Origin of the sequence: Streptomyces sp. NBC_00078 (assembly GCF_026343335.1) — a bacterium.
GTDB lineage: Bacteria > Actinomycetota > Actinomycetes > Streptomycetales > Streptomycetaceae > Streptomyces.
The window spans coordinates 2,516,900-2,537,767 of the sequence record NZ_JAPELX010000001.1; the positions used below are offsets into that span (position 1 = coordinate 2,516,900).

Genomic DNA, 20,868 nt, shown 5'->3' on the forward strand with positions numbered 1-20,868 from the left:
CATGACTCAAGGGACCCGGCGGCCACACGGGGCTTACTTGCTGAAGTCCGGCACCAGCTTGGCGATGGCCAGTTCCGCGTTGCTCAGTCCCTTGTCGAGGGACTCCTTGCCGCCGGCGATCTTCGGCAGCTCGGTGTCCAGCGGCCCCCACAGGGAGCTGTACTCGGGCAGCGCCGGGCGCGGCTGGGCGGCGGGCAGGACCGTCTGGAAGCCGGCGATGCCCGGGTCCGCCTTGACCTCGGCGGTGTAGGCGTCGTCGCGGGTGGGCAGCGTGGAGTTCTTCAGGGCGATCTGCGTCTGGGACTTCGCGGAGGTCATGAAGTTGACGAACTTCAGCGCGGCCGCCTGGTGGGCCTTGTCCGAGCCGGCGTAGACGGACAGGTTGTGGCCGCCGGTCGGGGCGCCCGCCTTGCCGGTGGAGCCGGCCGGGACGGTGGCGATGCCGAGGTTGGACTTGTCCTTGAAGGCCGAGCCCTTGTAGAAGTTCGTGATCTCCCAGGGGCCCTGGATGATCGAGGCGACCTTGCCGTTGACGAACGCGTCCTGGATGTGGGCGTAGGCGTCGGCCGTGACGTCGGCCTTGTGCAGGCCCTGTCCGGAGAAGAGGCTCTGCCAGGTGCCGTAGGCCTTCTTCGCGGCGTCCGAGTTCACGGTGACCTTCTTGGCGGAGGCGTCGACGGTGTCGGTGCCCTCGCCGTAGAGGAAGGTCTGCGCGTAGTAGGCCTGGGTGGAGCCCCAGTAGCCGTAGACCTTGGCCTTGGCGTCGATCTTGGAGGCGTCGGCCTTCAGCTCGTCCCAGGTCTTGGGGGCCTCGGTGATGCCGGCCTTCTTGAAGAGGGCCTTGTTGTAGACGAGGGCGAGGGTGTCGGTGACCAGCGGAACGCCGTAGGTCTTGCCCTCGTACTTGGCCTGCTCGATCAGGTTGGACCGGAACTTGCTCTGGTCCTTGAGGGCCCCGGTGCCCTCCAGCGGAAGGAAGTAGCCCTTCTTCGCGAAGGCAGGCGTCCAGCCGACCTCGGACCGCAGCACGTCCGGGGCGCCCTTGGAACCGGCGGCGGTGTCGAACTTGTTCTGCGCCTGGTCGAAGGGGACGTTGACGTAGTTGACCTTGACGTCCTTGTTGGCGGCCTCGAACTCCTTGACCAGGGCCTTGTACGTCGGCGCCTCATTGGTGGCGTTGGAGGTGTCCCACCAGGTGATGGTGACCGGCCCGTCGCTCTTGTCGCTGCCGCTGTCACTTCCGCCGCAGGCCGTCGCCGCGAGGGCGAACGACGCCATCAGCGCGGTGGCCGCTATGCCACGCCGCATGAGTTCTCCTTGAGGGTGAAAGCCCGTGTGGTGCGAGAGGGGCCCCGTCCGCCGCTCTCGTCTTGCCGACTGCGCCGTTGCTGCCGCCGGGCGACGTGAACGTAACAGCGATGTCCGCGACCGCGAAAGTCCTTGCAGCAAAAAATTGCAAGGCGGCGCGGGAGTTACCCACCCGTGACCTCCCGACTCCGCTCCTCGACCCCCGCACAACCCCGTATTGAAGCCGCCGAGCGGGCAGTGGGAGTCTTGTGCAAGACTCTGCAAGCTCTTGCCGTATCAGGCGCCCACCCGAACACGAGGTACGCGATGACGCAGCAACCCGCACGGGGCCGTGCAACCGCTCGTGCCCGGCGCCCGATTGGTGTGCAAAGTGACAGTCGGCCGGTACAGTCCACCCCTGTGACCACACGGCTAGCCGACATCGCTGCTCAGGCCGGGGTGAGCGAAGCGACCGTCAGCCGCGTCCTCAACGGGAAGCCGGGCGTCGCCGCCACCACCCGCCAGTCCGTGCTCGCCGCCCTCGACGTCCTGGGCTACGAGCGCCCTGTGCGTCTGCGGCAGCGCAGCGAGGGCCTGGTCGGCCTGATCACCCCCGAGCTGGAGAACCCGATATTCCCGGCGCTGGCCCAGGTCATCGGCCAGGCGCTGACGCGGCAGGGCTACACCCCGGTGCTCGCCACCCAGACCCCGGGCGGCTCGACCGAGGACGAGCTGACGGAGATGCTCGTCGACCGCGGTGTCGCCGGCATCATCTATGTCTCCGGTCTGCACGCCGACACCACCGCCGACATGGAGCGCTACGAGCGGCTGCGCGCCCAGGGCGTGCCGTACGTGCTGGTGGACGGCTTCTCGCCCAAGGTGCAGGCACCCTTCATCTCCCCCGACGACCGTGCGGCGATGACGCTGGCGGTCACGCACCTGGTGTCACTGGGGCACACGAGGATCGGCCTCGCCCTCGGCCCCAAGCGCTTCGTGCCGGTGCAGCGCAAGATCGAGGGCTTCGTCCGTTCGATGCAGGACCAGCTCGGCCTCGGCGCGCAGACGATCGAGACGGATCTCGTCCAGCACTCGCTGTACACCCTGGAGGGCGGGCAGGCCGCGGCCACCGCGCTGATAGGGCACGACTGCACGGCGGTGGTGTGCGCCAGCGACATGATGGCGCTGGGCGCGATACGGGCGGCCCGGCAGCTCGGGCTCGACGTCCCGCGCGACGTCTCGGTGGTGGGCTTCGACGACTCCCCCCTGATCGCCTTCACGGATCCGCCGCTGACCACGGTCCGCAAGCCGGTCCCCGCGATGGGGCAGGCGGCGGTACGGACGTTGCTGGAGGAGATCGGCGGGACGCCCGCGCCGCACAGTGAGTTCGTGTTCATGCCGGAGCTGGTGGTGCGGGGTTCGACCGCTTCGGCCCCTGGGGACCGGAATCGTCCCTGAGGAGGAGAGCCCGGAGGTTCGTGCAGCGCGCCGGGAGTAGGCGCGGGCATCTCCTTGTCGTAGAACATGCGGCCCGAACGCGACCGAGGGATGATCGGTGACTGAAGGCGTTTCTGGCAGACTTTGTGCCTATGGGTGACTCGACCGTGACCAGTCTGGAAGACCGTGAGCAGACGGCCGCTCCAGGCTCCCTCACGGCCGTGCAAGGTCCGGCTTTCCTGCGCAGGCTGCGCACCCCGCGCCGTCCCCGCCTCTGGTTCGAGATCCTTCTCATCGCGGTGAGTTACTGGACGTACTCACTGATCCGCAACGCGGTCCCCGAGCAGCGCGGCACGGCACTGCGCAACGCCGACTGGCTCTGGCGGATGGAGCACCATCTCGGCCTCGCCGTCGAGGAGTCCGTCAACCACACCGTGAACTCGGTGACTTGGCTGATCGTCGGCATGAACTACTACTACGCGACGCTGCACTTCGTGGTCACGCTGGGTGTGCTGGTGTGGCTGTACCGCAGTCACCCGGGCCGCTATGCGGCGACACGTCTGGTGCTGTTCGCGACGACGGGTGTGGCCCTGGTCGGTTACTACCTGTATCCGCTGGCGCCGCCGCGTCTCATGACCGGCAGCCACTTCATCGACACGGTCATGGTCCACCAGACCTGGGGGTCGATGGCTTCGGGCGACCTGAAGCACGTGTCGAACCAGTACGCCGCGATGCCGTCCATGCACATCGGCTGGTCCGTGTGGTGCGGTCTGACGATCTTCGCCCTGTCCAGGGTGCCGTGGGTGCGGGTGCTGGGCCTTCTCTATCCGGTGGTGACGCTCACGGTGATCGTCGCGACGGCCAACCACTTCTGGCTGGACGCGGTCGGGGGGCTGCTGTGCCTGGCCTTCGGGTTCACGGTGGCGCGGGTCTGGTACGGGGCGTTGCCGTACGCGCTGCCACGCGCTCCGCGGACGCGGGGGGCTCGGCGGGAAGTGCCGGACTAGGCCGTCTGCCGTCCGCGGCGCCGTTGTGGCTGGTCGCGCCCGCGCGGCTGAGCCGAGTATCGATACGGCCCCGCTTCCCTTCGGAGCGCGCAGTCACCCCCGGTGCACCACGTGCCCGCCCGTCACCGTCAGCCGCACCGGCGCCTCCGTCAGTTCGTCTGCCGGGGCTTCCACCGGGTCAAGGGCCAGGGCCGTGAGGTCGGCCCGGTATCCGACCGCGATACGGCCCGCCACCTCCCCCTCCCCCGCTGCCCGCGCCGCGTGGCTCGTGCAGCCCTCCAGGGCCTCCAGCCCCGTCAGGCCCGCGCGCGCCGAGGCCGCGCCCCTCGGTGCGCGAGCTGTTGCCAGGACGGCCCGTACGTCGTAGTGGGCGATGGGCCAGTCCGAGCCCAGGGCGACCGTGGCGCCCGCGTCGCGCAGGTCCCGCAGGCGCCAGGCGTGGGCGGCGCGGGCGGTGCCCAGGCGGCGGGACCACTCGTCGCTGCCGTCGGCCCTGGTGTACGCGGTGTGCGGGGGCTGCATCGAGGCCGCCACCCCCAGCTCCGCGAACCGCGGCAGCAGGTCGTCCGGGGCCGTCTCGATGTGCTCGACGCGGTGCCGGTCCCGGCCGGCCGGCCCGAGCCCGGCCACCACGTCCAGGGCGTGCCGTACCGCGGCGTCCCCGATGGCGTGCGTGGCGGTACCGACACCGGCCGTGTGCAGGTGCCGTACGGCGGCGGCGTAGGCCTCGGGGTCCGGCCAGAACGCCTCCGTGCCCTGGCCGTGGCAGTCGGCGTGCTCCAGCCAGGCCGTGCCGCCCTCCACGGTGCCGTCCATGAAGAACTTGACCCCGCCGACCCGCCAGTGCCGGCCTCCGCGCCCCTGGAGGGTGATCAGTTCCGCCAGACCCGCCTCGTCCACCCCCGGCATGCACCACGGCGCGAACCGCAACCGCACCGGCAGCACCGTCTCGCGGGCCACGGAGCCGACCAGCTCCGGGTCCCCGGCGTCCATGACGTGCGCCCCGGTCAGCCCGGTCGCCGCCATCGCCGCCAGCAGCTCGACCAGGCGGGCCCGGCGGGTGGCGTAGGACTGCCGCGGCACGATGCCGGTGAGGAGGTCCATCGCCGCGTGCTCGACGAGGTGCCCCGTCGGCCGTCCGGCGGCGTCGCAGACCACCTCCGAACGCTGGGCGAAGTCCCGCGGTCCCCTCACGCCCGCCGCGGCGAGCGCCGCGCCGGTCGCGAGGGCGGAGTGACCGTCGTAGAGGCGCAGGAAGGCCGGCGCCCCGCCGAGTACGTCCTCGACGAGCGCCCGGTCGACGGCCCGGCCCTCGAACGCGTTGTGGTCGAGCCCGAAACCGATCACCCACCCGTCGATCCGCTCGGCCGCGGCCAGGGCCGCCTTGAGCCCCGCCAGGTCCGTCACCCCCGACAGATCCACCCCGCTCGCCATGTCCAGCCCCCACACGGGGTGGCTGTGCGCGTCCACGAGCCCGGGCACGAGGTGTGCCCCCTCCAGGTGCACCAGCTCGGTGCCCGGTCCGCGCCAGTCGCGTACGTCGCCCTCGTCGCCGACCGCGGCGATCACCCCGTCGCGCACGGCGACGGCGGTGGCGTACGGCCGGACGGAGTCGAGGGTGCGGACCTTGGCGCCGGTGAGGATCAGGCCGGGGGTGTGCATGATGCGTGAACTCCTTTGTTCCGTACGGCTATTCGGCAGGTTCGGCGGCGAAGTCCGCGTACACCTGCGGCCGTTCGCGGCGCAGCCACCAAGCAAGCGCCAGGCCTACGGCGAAGACGGCGGGCGCGGTGACGATCAGGACGGTGTTGACGGTCGTGGAGGCGCCGGTGAACAGGCCGATGTGGGTGATGACGAGCCCTATCGCGGTCGCGAGCAGCAGGGCGGCGGCGACCGGCGCGACGACCGTGCGCAGCGTGCCTTCCTGGTGGGTCACCCGGCGGAAGTAGCACGGCACGGCGATCGCGACGAGGAGCTGGAGGAGGAACAGGCCGATCATTCCCGGGGTGTTGACCCACAGGAGGAGTTGCTTGTACGGGTCGGCGCCGGCCGCCCAGAAGGCGGTGACGACGACTGCGCCGAGGACGGTCTGGGCGATTCCGGAGACGTACGGAGAGCGGTGGCGGGGGTGGATGCGGCCCAGCGTCCTGGGCAGTACGCCCTCTTCGGAGAGGGCGAGCGAGTACCGGTTGATCGCGTTGTGGAAGGCGAGGAGCGAGGCCATGACGCTGGTGACGATGAAGATGTGCATCAGGTCGGCCGCCCAGCCGCCGACGTAGGTGGTGATGGCGGAGAAGAAGAGGCCGCCGGGGTCCTTGGCCGCGGCCGCGATCACGTCCGTGTTGCCGAATGCCTGGATGACGATCCAGACGATGAACGCGTAGAACAGGCCGAGGAACGCGATCGCCAGGTACGTCGCGCGCGGCACCGTGCGCTCGGGGTCGCGGGCCTCGCGCCGGTAGATGACGGTCGACTCGAAGCCGGTGAACGCGGCGAAGGCGAAGGCCAGCACCACCGCCGTGCCGGAGACGAACACCTGGCCCGGGGCGAAGGAGGCGCCGGACAGTCCGTGCGCCCCGCCCTTGACGAGCACCCCGCCCGCGAGCAGCACCAGGATGCCGGTCTCGGCCAGGAGCAGGACGCCGAGGAGCCGGGCGCCGAACTCGATGGAGCGGTAGCCGCCGTAGCCGATGAGGAGCAGACCGGCCAGGGAGATCGGCAGCCAGGGGACGTCGGTGCCGAACAGGGCGCGCAGACTGTCCTTGGTGGCGCTGGCGAGGAGCCCGTAGACGCCGATCTCCATGCCGTTGTAGCCGATGAGGGCGAGCAGGGCGGCGCCGATGCCGGCCGGACGGCCGAGGCCGCGGGTGATGTACGCGTAGAACGCGCCGCCGCTTTTGACGTGGCGGCTCATGGTGGTGAAGCCGACGGCGAAGACGGCGAGGGTGATGCCGGCGATGAGGTAGCCGACGGGGGCGCCGATGCCGCCGAGCAGGATCGCGAGCGGGGCGACACCGGCCATGACGGTGAGCGGGGCGGCGGCGGAGACCACGAAGAAGGCGATGTCAGCGGTGCCGAGTGAGCCGGAGCGGAGGGTCGCCGCCGCGGAGGGCGGCATGCTCTCCTCGGAGGCGTCGGGAGTGGTCACGGACATGGGGAAGCCCTTCGAACGCAGGAGACGGGGAGGGTTCCGGGCGGGCGGGATGGCCGGTGCTCCCGGGGGCGCGTCGTGATGGGCCGGCGCCTCCGGACCCGTAAACCTAAAGGCTTTCGGTTTCGGCAATGTAGCCTCCTCCTGGGCATCCGGGAAGACCTGTCTCGCACCTTCAGGGGAGAAAACACGTATGGGACGGCCGCGCACACCGCTCCTCGACCGTGAGCGCATCACCACGACGGCACTGCAACTCGTCGATGAGCAGGGCGACTTCAGCGTGCCGCAGATCGCCAGGCGGCTCGGCGCGCAGACCGGCTCGGTGTATCACCATGTGGACGGCCGGGACGGGATCGTGGAGCTGCTGCGCGAGCGGGTCGCCGCCTCGATCGACCCGGGGACGCTGGATCTGCAGCCGTGGGACGGCGCACTGGAGGCCTGGGCCCGCTCCTACCGGGCCGCCTTCGCCGCGCACCCGAAGGCGATCCCGCTGCTGATGACGTCACCCGTACGAGCGCCCGGGGTGCTGGAGCAGTACGAACGCGCGGTGACCCTGCTGCTCGACGCCGGCTTCGCACCGGCCGACGTGATGCCGCTGACCATCGCCCTGGAGAACCTGGTCCTGGGCTCGGCCCTCGACCTCGCGGCCCCCGAGACGATGTGGGTCCTGACGGAGGAGGCCCGGACACCGCAGCTGGCGGAGGCACTGGCGGCGGTGGGCGAGGGCCGGGCGGACCGGGCCTTCGAGGTGGGACTGGAGGGCTTCCTGAACCATGCGCGAGCTTTGCGCCGCACATAACACCGCAGCCCGCCCGGCACCCATCAGCCCGTCCGGCGTTTGAGGACGAGGCCGCAAGGCCGACGGGGGGTCTGGGGGCGCAGCCCCCAGGAACGCGAACCCCCACAGCCTCGCGCCGTCTCCCGCCCCACCGCCGGAGGCCTACGCGCCGTAGAACAGCTCCTCCACCACCGCCCGCGCCCGCCGCGCCGTCCTCCGGTACCCGTCGAGCATGTCGCCCACATGCCCGTCCCCGTACCCCAGGTACCGTCCCACGGCGGCCAGTTCCCGTCCGTCGGACGGGAACGTGTCCCCGGCCCGCCCGCGCACCAGCATCACGGCGTTGCGCACGCGAGTGGCGAGCACCCAGGCCTCGTCCAGGATCTCCGCGTCCTCGGCCGCGATCAGCCCGGCCGCGCAGGCCGCCGCAAGTGCCTCGCGGGTGCGGGTCGTGCGCAGGCCCGGCTCGGCCCACCCGTGCTGCATCTGCAGCAGCTGCACGGTCCACTCGATGTCGGACAGGCCGCCGGGCCCGAGCTTGGTGTGCAGCTTCGGGTCGGCGCCGCGCGGGAGTCGTTCCGATTCCATCCGGGCCTTCAGCCGCCGGATCTCCCGTACGGCGTCGTCCCCGAGCCCCTCCGCCGGGTACCGCAGCGGGGCGATCAGCTCGATGAAGCGGCGGCCCAGGTCCTCGTCCCCGGCGACGGGTTCGGCACGCAGCAGCGCCTGCGACTCCCAGACCAGGGACCAGCGACGGTAGTAGGCCTCGTAGGAGTTGAGCGTCCGTACGAGCGGGCCGGACTTGCCCTCCGGTCGCAGGTCGGCGTCGATCAGCAGTGGCGGGTCCGCGCTCGGGATCTGCAGCAGCCGCCGCATCTCGGAGACGACCCGGTTGGCCGCCTCGGAGGCCTCCTGGTCCGCCACGCCCTCGCCCGGTTCGTGCACGAAGAGCACGTCGGCGTCGGATCCGTAGCCCAGTTCGTGTCCGCCGAAGCGTCCCATGCCGATGACCGCGAACCGGGTCGGCAGAGTGTCGCCCCAGCCTTCCCGCACCACCGCGCGCAGCGTGCCCGCGAGCGTCGCCGCGGTCAGATCGGACAGTGCGCCGCCGACCCGGTCCACCAGCGCCCCCTGGTCGGCCTCGGCCGGCTGGGTCTCGGTGCCGTAGGAGCCGACGATGTCGACGGCGGCCGTACGGAACAGCTCCCGGCGCCGGACGCCACGGGCCGCGGTGACCGCCTGCTGCGCGTTCTGCGCGCGGCGGACCGCAGCGAGGATCTCCTGCTCCAGCTGGCCGCGCCCGCGCGGCTCAAGGCCGCTGCCGCCGTCCCCGTCGCCGAGCAGCGCCACCGCCTCCGGGGCACGCATCAGCAGGTCGGGGGCGAGGCGCCCGGCGGACAGCACGCGGGCGAGGTTCTCCGCCGCGGCGCCCTCGTCCCGCAGCAGCCGCAGATACCAGGGGGTCTTGCCGAGCGCGTCCGACACCTTGCGGAAGTTGAGCAGACCGGCGTCCGGGTCGGCGGAGTCCGCGAACCAGCCCAGCAGCACGGGCAGCAGGGTCCGCTGGATGGCGGCCTTCCTGGTGACCCCGGAGGCCAGCGCCTCCAGATGACGCAGGGCGGCGGCCGGGTCGCCGTACCCGAGCGCGACCAGCCGCTCCCGGGCCGCCTCCGGGCTCAACCGGGACTCGCCCGGGGCGAGTTGGGCGACCGCGTCGAGCAGTGGGCGGTAGAAGAGTTTCTCGTGCAGACGGCGGACGACGGCGGCGTGCCGGCGCCACTCGCGGTTCAGCTCGGCGACCGGATCGGTGCGCAGGCCCAGGGAGCGCCCGATACGGCGCTGGTCGGACTCGTCCTCCGGCACCAGGTGCGTACGCCGCAGCCGGTAGAGCTGGATGCGGTGCTCCATGGAACGCAGGAAGCGGTAGGCCTCGTCGAGCTGGACGGCGTCGGCGCGCCCCACGTACCCGCCCGCGGCCAGCGCCTGCAGCGCGTCCAGCGTGGTGCCGCTGCGCAGCGCCGCGTCCGCCCGGCCGTGCACCAACTGCAGGAGCTGTACGGCGAATTCGACGTCCCTGAGGCCTCCGGGGCCGAGCTTCAGCTCGCGGTCGACCTCGGCGGCGGGGATGTTCTCGACGACGCGGCGGCGCATCTTCTGCACGTCGGCGACGAAGTTCTCGCGCTCGGCGGCCTTCCAGACGAGGGGTTCGAGAGCGGCCACGTACTCCTCGCCCAGCTCGATGTCGCCGGCCACCGGGCGGGCCTTGAGCAGCGCCTGGAACTCCCAGGTCTTGGCCCAGCGCTGGTAGTAGGCGAGGTGGCTGGAGAGGGTGCGCACCAGCGGGCCGTTCCTGCCCTCGGGGCGGAGGTTGGCGTCGACGGGCCAGATCGAGCCCTCGACGGTCGTCTCCGAACAGATCCGCATCATGTGCGAGGCGAGCTTGGTGGCGGAGCGCAGGGCCTTGGCCTCGTCGGCGCCTCCCCCAGTGCCTGAAAGGCCTGGGGGTGCCCCCAGGGCCTCTCCCACGAAGATGACGTCGACGTCGGACACGTAGTTCAGCTCATGGCCCCCGCACTTGCCCATCGCGATGACGGCGAGCCGGCACAGCGCGGCGTCCTCGGGTGCGGCGGCGCGGGCGATGGCGAGGGCGGCGCGCAGGGTGGCGGTGGCGAGGTCGGCGAGCTCGGCGGCGCTCTCGGCGAGGTCGGTGGTGCCGCACACGTCGCGGGCGGCGATGGACAGCAGGCAGCGGCGGTAGGCGACGCGCAGGGAGACGGGGTCCTGGGCCTCGGCCAGGCCCCCCTCGAACTCCTCGACCCCGGGGTGCAGGTCACGCGGCTCGTAGGTGACCAGCGCCTCCCAGTCGCGCGGGTGGCGGGCCAGGTGGTCGGCGAGGGCCTCGGAGGCACCGAGCACGCCGAGCAGCCGGTCGCGCAGGGGCTTGGCCGCTATCAGCGTGTCGAGCAGCTCGCGCCGCGCGCTGGGGCTGGGCTGGGCCTCCAGGAGCCGTACGAGACCGAGCAGCGCCAGATCCGGGTCGGCGGTCGCGCCCAGCGCGTCGAGCAGCACCGGGTCGTCGCGCACGGGCATCAGGTCAGCGCTGTCCAGGAGCCGCTCGGCGGCCGAGGGACCGGTGAAGCCGTGCCGCAGCAGCCGAGAGAAGGTACTGCTCCTGCGCCCCGGCACCGTCATCCCCGCCCTCCTGTCGGATCAAGGTCGTCCTGGCCCGAGCGTAACCGGAGACACTGACAGAAGCGCTGGGACGGGACGGCGGTTTCGGCGGGTGGTCGTCGCGGCCGGGTCCGGCCCCCTGTTGGGTCCGGGCAGCCGCTGTGCCCTGACCGGGCGACCGATGAGTTCTTCGACCGATGATTTCCCGCGGCGCGCACGGTCACCTCTTCGTACAGGCCGTCGGCATGGAAAGCACTGAAGGAGAAGAGGGCAGCTCATGGCGGACACCACCCCACAGACCCGTCTCGACCCCCGCTACAGCGACCCGCGGGCCACCGCGACCGACTGGTCCGAGGCCGAGGCTCGGCTTGCCGCGGCCGAGTCGTTCTGGATCTCCACCGTGCGGCCGGACGGGCGGCCGCATGTGACGCCGTTGCCCGCGGTGTGGTCGGACGGCGCGTTGCACTTCTGCACGGGGCCCGAGGAGCGCAAGGCGAGGAACCTCGCGGCCGATCCGCATGTCGCGCTGACGACCGGCAGCAACACCTGGGACAAGGGCTACGACCTGGTCGTGGAGGGCGAGGCGGTGCGCGTGGTCGAGGAGGAACGGCTGCGCCGCCTGGCCGCCGCGTGGGAGGCCAAGTACGGCAGCTTCTGGCACTTCGACGTGCGGAACGGGGCGTTCCATCATGGTGCCGGGCACGCTTTCGTCTTCGCGGTGGCGCCGCGCACGGTCTTCGGCTTCGGTAAAGGGGAGCCTTTCAGCCAGACGCGCTGGCGGTTCACCTGACGCACGGCAAAGGAGTCGTTCCATGGACATGAGTCTCGAAGTGCTGTTGCTGCCGGTCTCGGACGTTGACCGGGCCAAGGAGTTCTACCGGGACAGGGTCGGCTTCCACGTGGACCTCGACGGCGAGGTGATGGAGGGCGTGCGGATCGTGCAGCTCACCCCGCCCGGCTCCGGATGTTCGATCGCGCTGGTCGACGGACTGCAGGTCCCGACGGGCACGCCGCAGCCGGGGACGTACCACGGGATGCAGCTGTGCGTGACGGACGCCAAGGCCGCGTACGAGGAGCTGACCGCGCGCGGCCTGGAGGTCAGCGAGCCGCAGCAGTTCGCGCCGCAGGACGGGGCCACCTTCATGTACTTCAAGGACCCGGACGGCAACGGCTGGGCGATCCAGCAGTACCGGCGCCGGGCCACTGAGCCGCTGCACAAGGTGCTGGCCGATCTGGCCGCCCGACAGGGGTAGTTGATGCCGCAACGGTTCACCCGGCAGTAGTTCATCCGATCTTCACCATTCGGGTTGGGCGAGATGGGCCGGGGGCATCTTGGCGTGTGCATGCTCTGTCCGCACCGCCGCCCCCGTCCTTCCCCCCTCCGGAGGTTGATGTGTCCGGCAGTTCAACCAGTTCGGCCAGTTCGGCGTACCGCCGCAGCCGTGCCGCCGTGGCGTCCACGCTCGCCTTCACCGCTGCCGCCGTCGGTCTGTGGACCGGCCTCGGTGGCTCCTCGTCCGCCGCGTCCGGTGCGTCCGCGGCGTCCGGCGTGCCGGCCCCGGACCACGTGGTCGTCGTGGTCTTCGAGAACCATGCCTACAGCCAGGTGATCGACTCCTCCAGCGCCCCGTACATCAACTCGCTCAAGACCGGCGGCGCCAACCTGAGTCAGTCGTACGCCGAGACCCACCCGAGCCAGCCCAACTACTTCACCCTGTTCTCCGGCTCCACCCAGGGCATCACGGACGACAGCTGCTACACCCCCGGCTTCTCCTCGGCCCCGAACCTGGCCTCCGAGCTGATCGCCGCCGGACACACCTGGGCCAGCTACAACGAGACGCTGCCCAGCCAGGGCTCCACGACCTGCAGCAGCGGCGACTACGCGCGCAAGCACAACCCGTGGTTCGGCTTCAGCAACGTCCCGACGTCCAGCGCCAAGACCTTCGCGCAGTTCCCGGCCGACTACTCCACCCTCCCCGACGTCTCCTTCGTCACCCCCAACCTGTGCAGCGACATGCACGACTGCTCGGTGTCGACCGGTGACACCTGGCTGAAGAACAACCTCGGCGCCTACGCGACCTGGGCCAAGACCCACAACAGCCTCCTCGTCGTCACCTTCGACGAGGACAACCGCCTGGCCGGCAACCGCATCCCGACGGTCCTGTACGGCCAGCCGGTGACGGCGGGGTCCAGCAGCTCCACCACGTACAACCACTACAACCTGCTCCGCACCCTGGAGGACTCGCAGGGCCTGACGACCCACGCGGGCAACGCCGCCTCCGCGTCCGACATCACGGGGATCTGGGCCTCCTGAGATGTACGTAGCGGACAGCCGCGCAGGCACTCCTGATGCGCCGGCGTCCGCGGACGGTGCCGTCCGGCCCCTCGCCGGGCGGCGCCGCGCCGCGGTCGCCCCCACGGTCCTCGCCCTCGGCACGGTCAGCCTGATCACCGACGTCTCGTCGGAGATGGTGACGGCCGTCCTCCCCCTGTACCTGGTGGCGGGCCTGGGCCTGTCCCCGCTGGGCTTCGGGCTGCTGGACGGGATCTACAACGGCTTCTCGGCGCTCGTACGCCTCGTGGGCGGCCATCTCGCCGACCGCGGCGGGGGCCGCCACAAGTGGGTGGCCGGGCTCGGCTACGGCATCTCGGCGCTCTGCAAGCCCCTGCTCCTGCTCGCCCACTCCCTCACCCCCATCGGCCTGGTCCTGGCCGCCGACCGCACCGGCAAGGGCCTGCGCACGGCCCCGCGCGACGCGCTGATCTCCCTGTCGGCCACACCGCAGACCCGCGGCCGCGCCTTCGGCGTGCACCGTGCGATGGACACGGCCGGCGCGCTGCTCGGCCCGCTGGCGGCGTTCCTGATCCTGCGCGCCACGGTGGACGGCTACGACGCCGTGTTCACGGTGAGCTTCTGCGTGGCGGTGGCCGGGGTCCTGGTGCTGGTGCTGTTCGTGCCGGGCGCGTCCGCGGCTCCGGCGGCCGAGAAGGCCGTACGCCCACGCCCCACCCTGCGTGCCGCCCTCGGCCTCCTGCGCCACCGCGAGCTGCGCCGTATCACGATCTGCGCGCTGCTCCTGGGTCTCGCGACGATCAGCGACTCCTTCGTCTATCTCCTGCTCCAGCGCCGTCTGGGCGTCCCCGACCGCTGGTTCGCGCTGCTCCCGCTGGGCACGGCGGCCGCGTTCCTGCTGCTGGCGGTTCCGCTGGGCCGGCTGGCCGACCGGGTGGGCCGCCGGCGCGTCTTCCTCGCGGGGCACGGGGCGCTCCTGACGGCGTACACGCTCCTGCTCACCTCCTGGCACGGCCCGGCACTCCCCTACGCCGTCCTGCTCCTGCACGGCTCCTTCTACGCGGCGACCGACGGCGTGCTCATGGCGGTGGCCTCGGACTGCGTGCCTCAGGAGCTGCGCTCGTCGGGCCTCGCGGTGGTGCAGACGGGGCAGGCGCTGGCCCGGTTCGTGTGCTCGCTGGGCTTCGGCGCGGCGTGGACGCTGCGGGGCGACCGTACGGCCCTGCTGGCGTCGACGGCGGCGCTGGCGCTGTGCGCCGCCTTCTCCCTGACGACCCTGCGCCCCGCTGCCCGGGAGGCCGACGCATGACCGTACGCAACCGCATCCTGATCCTGCTGGCGGCCCTGACCGCCCTCGCGGCGGTCGCCGTGGCGTCGGTCCTGCACGCGTCGGCGCGCGCGGACCGCCTGCACCGGACCCAGCCGGGCGGGCCCCGCGTGACCTCGGGGCCGGTCACCCTCACCACCCCCGGCCGCATGGTCTTCCGCAACATGGCCTGGGGCCCGCACCGCGACGAACTGACGACGGTCCCGGCATCGGACCCGTCCGGCCCGCGCACCGCCTCCGGCGTCAAGTGCCTTCGTTTCTACGCCGCTTCGGGCACCGGCGTGTGCCTGCAGGCCGTGCACGGCACCGTCTCGGACACCTACCGCGCCCTCGTCCTGGACGCCCGCCTCAAGGAGAGGGCCCGCTACGACGTCCCGGGGATACCCTCCCGCGCCCGCGTCTCCCCCACCGGCCACTTCGCCGCCTGGACGGCGTTCGTGGGCGGCGACTCGTACGCGGGCACGGACTTCTCGACGCGCGCGGCCATCGTGGACGTACGGACGGGAAAGCTGATCCCGACGCTGGAGGCGTTCCGTATCGTGCAGGACGGCCACGCCTACCGCGCGGCGGACGTGAACTTCTGGGGAGTGACGTTCGCCTCGGACGACCGCACGTTCTACGCGACGCTGGCGACCAGGGGCAGAACCCACCTTGTCCGGGGCGACCTGCGGGCCCGCACGGTCACCATCCTCCACGCGAACGTCGAGTGCCCGTCCCTCTCACCCGACGGCACCCGCATCGCCTACAAGAAGCGGGTGCCGGGCCTCCCGAAGGACGCCCCGTGGCATCTGTACGTCCTCGACCTCCACACGATGCGCGAAACCCCGCTCGCCGAGCCTCGCAGCGTCGACGACCAGGCCGTCTGGCGCGACGGCCGGACGATCGTCTACGCCCTGCCCGGGGACTACGGGGCGGACCTGTACACGGTCCCGGCCGACGGCACGGGAAAGCCGCGGCGCATCAGCACGGCGGCTGTTTCGCCCGCGTTCGTGGGTATGGACCCCGACCTCCACGACAAGGTGGAGCTGATGCGCGGAGAGTAAAAGCGGCGAGGGCCCCTCCCGGCACCGGCACGGCCCCGGAACCGTGAGACGCGAGAAGGCCGACGGTCCACGACCGTCGGCCCCCACTGCCAAATGAGCAGGAAACCCGCTCTGACCTGCGACTACAGCACCGGCAGGTTCTTCCGCAGCTCGAACGCCGTGACCTCGGAGCGGTACTCCTCCCACTCCTGGCGCTTGTTGCGCAGGAAGAAGTCGAAGACGTGCTCGCCCAGGGTGTCGGCGAGCAGGTCGCTGCGCTCCATGAGGGTGAGCGCCTCGCCGAGGTTCTGCGGGAGCGGCTCGATGCCCATCGCGCGGCGCTCGGCGTCCGAGAGGGCCCAGACGTCGTCCTCGGCGCCCGGCGGGAGCTCGTAGCCCTCCTCGATGCCCTTGAGGCCGGCGGCCAGCAGGGTGGCGTAGGCCAGGTACGGGTTGGCACCGGAGTCGATCGAGCGGACCTCGACCCGCGCCGAGCCCGTCTTGCCGGGCTTGTACATCGGGACGCGGACCAGGGCGCTGCGGTTGTTGTGGCCCCAGCAGATGTACGAGGGGGCCTCGCCACCGGCACCGGCGGTGCGCTCCGAGCCGCCCCAGATGCGCTTGTAGGAGTTCACCCACTGGTTGGTGACCGCCGAGATCTCCGCCGCGTGCTTCAGCAGGCCCGCGATGAAGGAGCGGCCGACCTTGGAGAGCTGGTACTCCGAGCCGGACTCGTAGAACGCGTTGCGGTCGCCCTCGAAGAGGGACAGGTGCGTGTGCATGCCGCTGCCCGGGTGCTCCGAGAACGGCTTCGGCATGAACGTCGCCTGCACGCCCTGCTCCAGCGCCACCTGCTTCATGACCAGGCGGAACGTCATGATGTTGTCGGCCGTGGAGAGCGCGTCGGCGTACCTGAGGTCGATTTCCTGCTGGCCCGGGGCGCCCTCGTGGTGGGAGAACTCGACCGAGATGCCCATCGACTCCAGCATGGTGATCGCCTGACGGCGGAAGTCCATGCCGATGTTCTGCGGGGTGTGGTCGAAGTAGCCGGAGTTGTCGGCCGGGGTCGGGCGCGTGCCGTCGAGCGGGCGGTCCTTCAGCAGGAAGAACTCGATCTCCGGGTGCGTGTAGAACGTGAAGCCCAGGTCGGAGCCGCGGGTCAGGGCACGCTTGAGGACGTAGCGCGGGTCGGCGAAGGACGGGGAGCCGTCCGGCATGAGGATGTCGCAGAACATGCGGGCGGTACCGGGGGCCTCGGCGCGCCAGGGCAGGATCTGGAACGTCGACGGGTCCGGCTTGGCGATCATGTCGGACTCGTAGACCCGGGCGAAGCCCTCGATCGCCGAGCCGTCGAAGCCGATGCCCTCGTCGAAGGCCTGTTCCAGCTCGGCCGGGGCCACGGCCACGGACTTGAGGAAGCCCAGCACGTCCGTGAACCACAGGCGTACGAACCGGATGTCGCGCTCCTCCAAGGTCCGGAGCACGAACTCCTGCTGCTTGTCCATCTTCCGCTTCCCCATCCTTGCTGGTCAGGCCGCCTGTCTCCGTTTCACGCAGGAGGCGGTCGGGCACCTGAGCATCACACCACAACAGCATTTCAGCCGCGTTGCCGACCATGATCGACGCGGCGACCTCGGTCTGAATGCCTGGCATACGGCAGGTGTACGGCTCTACAGCCCATATTGCCTGCTCGGACTGACATCCGTAATGCCCGGCCCCACCTCGCACGCGAGGAGCACCGCTTACCTTCGGCGGATTCCTGTCGGGTACCTGTCGATCCGGCCATTCCCGTGACCTCCCTTCGAGGCGCCCCAGGTCCCCCATTACGATCAGCGGACCCGATCGTCCCTTTCGCAGAAGGACACCCCATGGGCTCCGCCAACAAGACCACCGGCACGGCACGCAAGGCGCGAATAGAGGAGATGCGGCGCGCCGAGCAGACCCGCGAGCGGCGCAACCGGATCCTGGTCATCGCCGCGAGCACCGTGGTCGTCGCGGCTCTGGTGGTCGGCGCCGTCTTCGTCGTCAAGTCGCAGGACGGCGGCGGGAGCGGCACCGCGGGCGACGGCAAGGCGCAGGCCTCGGGGCATTTCGTGACCGGCAAGGACGGCGTGCGGACCTGGTCGGGCAAGCTGGCCCGCAACCACGTCCAGGGGACCGTCAACTATCCCATGCACCCTCCGGTCGGCGGCGACCACAACCCGGTGTGGCTCAACTGCAACGGCGACGTCTACACCAAGGCCGTCAAGAACGAGAACGCCGTGCACGCGCTGGAGCACGGTGCGGTCTGGGTGACGTACACCGACAAGGCGAAGAAGTCCGACGTGGACGCGCTGTCCGCGAAGGTGAAGCAGACGCCGTACTCGCTGATGAGCCCGTACGCGAACCAGGCCTCCCCGATCGAACTGTCGGCGTGGGGGCATCAGCTGAGCGTGACGAGCGCGAGCGACCCGAAGGTCGGCGCGTTCTTCGAGACGTACGTGCAGGGCAAGCAGACTCCCGAGCCGGGCGCCTCGTGCACCGGCGGGACCATGTGACATGAAGAAGCACATCGGCTGGATCACCGGAACGACCGCGGCGGTGCTCGTCGCCGCCGGGGCGATCACCTACGCGGTCGCCGAGGACAGCGGGGCGGGCGCGAGCACGCCGTCGGCAGGATCCGCGGACGCCGGGTTCGCGCGGGACATGGCCGTGCACCACCAGCAGGCCGTCGAGATGTCGTACATCGTGCGTGACCGCACGAAGGACACGGAAGTGCGGCGGCTCGCCTACGACATCGCGCAGACGCAGGCCAACCAGCGCGGGATGCTGCTGGGCTGGCTCGATCTGTGGGGGCTGCCGAAGGTGTCGGCCGACCCGCCGATGACCTGGATGGGCATGGGCGGCATGGCCTCCGGCAAGGACGGCTCACTGATGCCCGGCATGGCGACGAACACCGAGATGCGCAAGCTCGGCACGCTGAACGGCAGGCAGGCGGAGGTCTTCTACCTGCAGCTGATGACGGCCCATCACAAGGGCGGCATCCACATGGCCGAGGGCTGCGTCGCCAAGTGCACCGTCGGCGTGGAGAAGGACCTCGCGCAGGGCATGGTCGACGCGCAGAAGTCGGAGATCGACCTGATGGCGGGCATGCTCAAGGAGCGCGGCGGGAAAGCGCGTTCCTGATCCCCTGCCGGGAACAAAGGCCTCAAATCGCCCCACCTGACGGTTCCTTGGGTTTCTCTTGGCTTACTCATTTCCCTGACATGGACGGTTCATCGAGAGAGTGGCCCCCATCGCTTGATCCATTGCCCGCCCCTCCGCCGCGGAGCGGGTCTACGCGGATCAACCGACGACCGACCACACATGCGGAGAACCGCATCGCAGGGGGTTCTATGAGATCCAATCGCGCCACACTGCGCACCGTGAGCATGGCAGCGACGCTGCCCATGATCGCCGGTGCGCTGGCGCTCGGCATACCCGCGGCACAAGCTGCGGACAATCCCGGCCGGGACACACTCGCGGGCACCAAGCCCGCGTGGGCGACGGCCAAGGCGGACAAGGGCGACGCCTCGAACGGCTCCCAGGTCTCGCTGAGGGTCTACCTGGCCGGCAAGAACGCCGCGGGCCTCGCCGCGTACGCGAAGTCCGTCTCCGACCCGGGCTCGCCGTCGTACGGCAAGTACCTGAGCGCCAAGAAGGCGCAGTCCCGCTTCGGCGCGACCAAGGCCCAGGTGGCCGCGGTCAGGTCGTGGCTGACGGCCAACGGCCTGAAGGTGACCGGAGTTTCGCAGCACTACGTCTCCGTCACCGGTGATGTGGCCGCCGCCGAGAAGGCGTTCGGCACCCAGCTGCACAACTACACAAAGGGCTCCAAGACGTACCGCGCGCCGTCGAAGGCAGCCTCGGTGCCCGACGGCCTCAAGGGCGCCGTCCTGACCGTCACCGGCCTGGACAACGCTCCGCACAAGGCGAGCCACGACGACCAGCTGCCCGGTCCGGGCGACGCGTTCAGGAACGCCGGGCCGTTCTCCTCGTACTACGGCTCGAACATCGCGAGCACGCTGCCCGACGCGTACGGAACGAAGATCCCGTACGCCATCAAGGGCTACACCGGCAAGCAGCTGCGTTCCGCCTACGGCGCCGGCAAGTACACCGGCAAGCGTGTCCGGGTCGCCATCACGGACGCGTACGCCTCGCCGACCATCGCCTACGATGCCGCCAACTACGCGAAGAAGCACGGCGACGCCGCGTGGAAGACCGGTCAGCTGAGCCAGTCGCTGCCCAAGAAGTACACGCACACCGGCGCCGACGAGTGCGACGCCTCGGGCTGGTACGGCGAGGAGACCCTCGACGTCGAGGCCGTGCACGCGGTCGCGCCGGACGCGCACGTCACGTACGTGGGCGCCGCGTCCTGCCAGGACCCCGACCTGCTGGACTCGCTCAGCAAGGTGGTCGACAAACACCTCGCCGACATCGTCTCCAACTCGTGGGGCGACATCGAGGCCAACCAGACGCCGGACCTCGCGGCCGCCTACGACCAGGTCTTCCAGTTCGGAGCGGTCGAGGGCATCGGCTTCTACTTCTCCTCCGGTGACAACGGCGACGAGGTCGCCAACACCAAGACGAAGCAGGTCGACACCCCGGCCAACTCGGCGTGGGTGACGGCGGTCGGCGGTACCTCCCTCGCCGTCGGCAAGGGCGACAAGTACCTGTGGGAGACCGGCTGGGGCACCGAGAAGGCCACGCTGTCCGCGGACGGCAAGAGCTGGACCGGATTCCCCGGCGCGTTCACCTCGGGTGCGGGCGGCGGCACCAGCAAGACGGTCGGCGAGCCCTTCTACCAGAAGGGTGTCGTCCCGGACGCGCTGGCCAAGGCCAACAACGCGGCCGGCAACCGTGTGGTCCCGGACATCGCGGCGATCGCCGACCCCAACACCGGTTTCCTGGTCGGCCAGACGCAGACCTTCCCGGACGGGTCGGAGAAGTACAGCGAGTACCGCATCGGCGGCACGTCGCTCGCCGCTCCGGTGATCGCGGCCGTGCAGGCGCTGGCCCAGGAGGCGGCAGGCGGCAAGGCGATCGGTTTCGCCAACCCGTCGATCTACTCCAAGTTCGGGTCGAAGCTGTACCACGACGTCACGGACAAGCCGACGGGTTCCGACCTGGCGGTCGCGCGCGTCGACTTCGTGAACGGCGTTGACGCGTCGGGTGGTCTTGCCACCTCGGTCCGCAGCCTCGGCAAGGACAGCTCGCTGTCGGCCGTGAAGGGCTACGACGACGTCACCGGCGTGGGCTCGCCCACGAACGGCTACGTGGACTCGTACAAGCGTCACTGACGTCTTACGGGCTTCCGAGCACCGTGCGCCCGCTCCTCCTCACCGGGAGGGGCGGGCGCACGCGTGTGCGCCCTGGGCTT

At 70.7% G+C, this 20,868-nt stretch carries 16 protein-coding genes; 11 read left to right on the top strand and 5 right to left on the bottom strand.

Annotated features, from left to right (window positions below):
* Nucleotides 1-33: 33 nt before the first annotated feature.
* Nucleotides 34-1,308 carry an extracellular solute-binding protein gene (locus OOK07_RS11760; protein WP_266796278.1) on the bottom strand — a complete coding sequence of 425 codons (1,275 nt, stop codon included), beginning with the start codon at nt 1,306-1,308 and terminating at the stop codon, nt 34-36.
* A 399-nt stretch (nt 1,309-1,707) separates the two neighbouring features.
* Between OOK07_RS11760 and OOK07_RS11765 the strand changes: the two genes are divergently transcribed.
* Both OOK07_RS11765 and OOK07_RS11770 read left to right on the top strand, forming a co-directional pair.
* Nucleotides 1,708-2,742, top strand: coding sequence for a LacI family DNA-binding transcriptional regulator (locus OOK07_RS11765; RefSeq protein WP_266796279.1), 1,035 nt, complete (start codon nt 1,708-1,710; stop codon nt 2,740-2,742).
* Nucleotides 2,743-2,873: 131 nt separating this feature from the next.
* Nucleotides 2,874-3,728: a phosphatase PAP2 family protein gene (locus tag OOK07_RS11770; protein WP_266679518.1), complete on the top strand. Its 855-nt coding sequence runs from the start codon at nt 2,874-2,876 to the stop codon at nt 3,726-3,728.
* A 93-nt stretch (nt 3,729-3,821) separates the two neighbouring features.
* Here the strand turns inward: OOK07_RS11770 and OOK07_RS11775 are convergent, their stop codons facing one another.
* Entirely contained in the window at nt 3,822-5,390 is a 1,569-nt protein-coding gene (locus OOK07_RS11775; RefSeq protein ID WP_266796281.1) for an amidohydrolase, read from the bottom strand.
* 28 nt (nt 5,391-5,418) lie between these two features.
* On the bottom strand, nt 5,419-6,882 hold the full coding sequence (locus OOK07_RS11780; RefSeq protein WP_266679522.1) for an APC family permease: 1,464 nt from the start codon (nt 6,880-6,882) through the stop codon (nt 5,419-5,421).
* 190 nt (nt 6,883-7,072) lie between these two features.
* Between OOK07_RS11780 and OOK07_RS11785 the strand changes: the two genes are divergently transcribed.
* Nucleotides 7,073-7,678, top strand: coding sequence for a TetR/AcrR family transcriptional regulator (locus OOK07_RS11785; protein ID WP_266796283.1), 606 nt, complete (start codon nt 7,073-7,075; stop codon nt 7,676-7,678).
* A gap of 141 nt (nt 7,679-7,819) precedes the next feature.
* Here OOK07_RS11785 and OOK07_RS11790 read toward each other — a convergent pair whose 3' ends face one another.
* A complete protein-coding gene (locus OOK07_RS11790) occupies nt 7,820-10,849 on the bottom strand; it encodes a bifunctional [glutamine synthetase] adenylyltransferase/[glutamine synthetase]-adenylyl-L-tyrosine phosphorylase (protein ID WP_266679526.1) in 3,030 nt (1,009 codons plus the stop codon).
* Between the two features lie 256 nt (nt 10,850-11,105).
* Here OOK07_RS11790 and OOK07_RS11795 point away from each other — a divergent pair, with 256 nt between their 5' ends.
* The 5 genes from OOK07_RS11795 to OOK07_RS11815 all read left to right on the top strand — a co-directional run bounded on the left by OOK07_RS11795 (nt 11,106) and on the right by OOK07_RS11815 (nt 15,491).
* Nucleotides 11,106-11,618: a pyridoxamine 5'-phosphate oxidase family protein gene (locus OOK07_RS11795; protein WP_266796285.1), complete on the top strand. Its 513-nt coding sequence runs from the start codon at nt 11,106-11,108 to the stop codon at nt 11,616-11,618.
* Nucleotides 11,619-11,640: 22 nt separating this feature from the next.
* A complete protein-coding gene (locus OOK07_RS11800; protein WP_266679530.1) occupies nt 11,641-12,081 on the top strand; it encodes a VOC family protein in 441 nt (146 codons plus the stop codon).
* 140 nt (nt 12,082-12,221) lie between these two features.
* Nucleotides 12,222-13,142 carry an alkaline phosphatase family protein gene (locus OOK07_RS11805; RefSeq protein ID WP_266796286.1) on the top strand — a complete coding sequence of 307 codons (921 nt, stop codon included), beginning with the start codon at nt 12,222-12,224 and terminating at the stop codon, nt 13,140-13,142.
* Between the two features lies 1 nt (nt 13,143).
* On the top strand, nt 13,144-14,430 hold the full coding sequence (locus OOK07_RS11810; protein WP_266796288.1) for an MFS transporter: 1,287 nt from the start codon (nt 13,144-13,146) through the stop codon (nt 14,428-14,430).
* Complete coding sequence (locus OOK07_RS11815; protein ID WP_266679536.1) at nt 14,427-15,491, top strand: TolB family protein; 1,065 nt, start codon at nt 14,427-14,429, stop codon at nt 15,489-15,491. The genes OOK07_RS11810 and OOK07_RS11815 overlap by 4 nt, the downstream gene beginning before the upstream one ends.
* Nucleotides 15,492-15,613: 122 nt before the next feature.
* Here OOK07_RS11815 and glnA2 read toward each other — a convergent pair whose 3' ends face one another.
* On the bottom strand, nt 15,614-16,975 hold the full coding sequence (gene glnA2, locus OOK07_RS11820) for a gamma-glutamylpolyamine synthetase GlnA2 (protein WP_266679540.1): 1,362 nt from the start codon (nt 16,973-16,975) through the stop codon (nt 15,614-15,616).
* A 363-nt stretch (nt 16,976-17,338) separates the two neighbouring features.
* Between glnA2 and OOK07_RS11825 the strand changes: the two genes are divergently transcribed.
* From OOK07_RS11825 to OOK07_RS11835, 3 genes are all read left to right on the top strand, one after another.
* Nucleotides 17,339-18,007 (top strand): thioredoxin-like domain-containing protein, encoded by a 669-nt coding sequence (locus OOK07_RS11825; RefSeq protein WP_266796289.1) that lies wholly within the window; start codon nt 17,339-17,341, stop codon nt 18,005-18,007.
* Between the two features lies 1 nt (nt 18,008).
* Entirely contained in the window at nt 18,009-18,635 is a 627-nt protein-coding gene (locus OOK07_RS11830; RefSeq protein ID WP_266679558.1) for a DUF305 domain-containing protein, read from the top strand.
* A 245-nt stretch (nt 18,636-18,880) separates the two neighbouring features.
* A complete protein-coding gene (locus OOK07_RS11835; protein ID WP_266801927.1) occupies nt 18,881-20,788 on the top strand; it encodes a S53 family peptidase in 1,908 nt (635 codons plus the stop codon).
* Nucleotides 20,789-20,868: the final 80 nt, after the last annotated feature.

What these genes read in the sequence shown, in the direction of transcription:
- OOK07_RS11785 (WP_266796283.1), top strand. Translation starts at nt 7,073, where the DNA reads ATGGGACGGCCGCGCACACCGCTCCTCGACCGTGAGCGCATCACCACG.
- OOK07_RS11830 (WP_266679558.1), top strand. Translation starts at nt 18,009, where the DNA reads ATGAAGAAGCACATCGGCTGGATCACCGGAACGACCGCGGCGGTGCTC.
- OOK07_RS11825 (WP_266796289.1), top strand. Translation starts at nt 17,339, where the DNA reads ATGGGCTCCGCCAACAAGACCACCGGCACGGCACGCAAGGCGCGAATA.
- OOK07_RS11760 (WP_266796278.1), bottom strand. Translation starts at nt 1,308, where the DNA reads ATGCGGCGTGGCATAGCGGCCACCGCGCTGATGGCGTCGTTCGCCCTC.
- OOK07_RS11795 (WP_266796285.1), top strand. Translation starts at nt 11,106, where the DNA reads ATGGCGGACACCACCCCACAGACCCGTCTCGACCCCCGCTACAGCGAC.
- OOK07_RS11770 (WP_266679518.1), top strand. Translation starts at nt 2,874, where the DNA reads ATGGGTGACTCGACCGTGACCAGTCTGGAAGACCGTGAGCAGACGGCC.
- glnA2 (WP_266679540.1), bottom strand. Translation starts at nt 16,975, where the DNA reads ATGGACAAGCAGCAGGAGTTCGTGCTCCGGACCTTGGAGGAGCGCGAC.
- OOK07_RS11835 (WP_266801927.1), top strand. Translation starts at nt 18,881, where the DNA reads ATGGCAGCGACGCTGCCCATGATCGCCGGTGCGCTGGCGCTCGGCATA.
- OOK07_RS11780 (WP_266679522.1), bottom strand. Translation starts at nt 6,882, where the DNA reads ATGTCCGTGACCACTCCCGACGCCTCCGAGGAGAGCATGCCGCCCTCC.
- OOK07_RS11800 (WP_266679530.1), top strand. Translation starts at nt 11,641, where the DNA reads ATGGACATGAGTCTCGAAGTGCTGTTGCTGCCGGTCTCGGACGTTGAC.
- OOK07_RS11810 (WP_266796288.1), top strand. Translation starts at nt 13,144, where the DNA reads ATGTACGTAGCGGACAGCCGCGCAGGCACTCCTGATGCGCCGGCGTCC.
- OOK07_RS11815 (WP_266679536.1), top strand. Translation starts at nt 14,427, where the DNA reads ATGACCGTACGCAACCGCATCCTGATCCTGCTGGCGGCCCTGACCGCC.
- OOK07_RS11790 (WP_266679526.1), bottom strand. Translation starts at nt 10,849, where the DNA reads ATGACGGTGCCGGGGCGCAGGAGCAGTACCTTCTCTCGGCTGCTGCGG.
- OOK07_RS11775 (WP_266796281.1), bottom strand. Translation starts at nt 5,390, where the DNA reads ATGCACACCCCCGGCCTGATCCTCACCGGCGCCAAGGTCCGCACCCTC.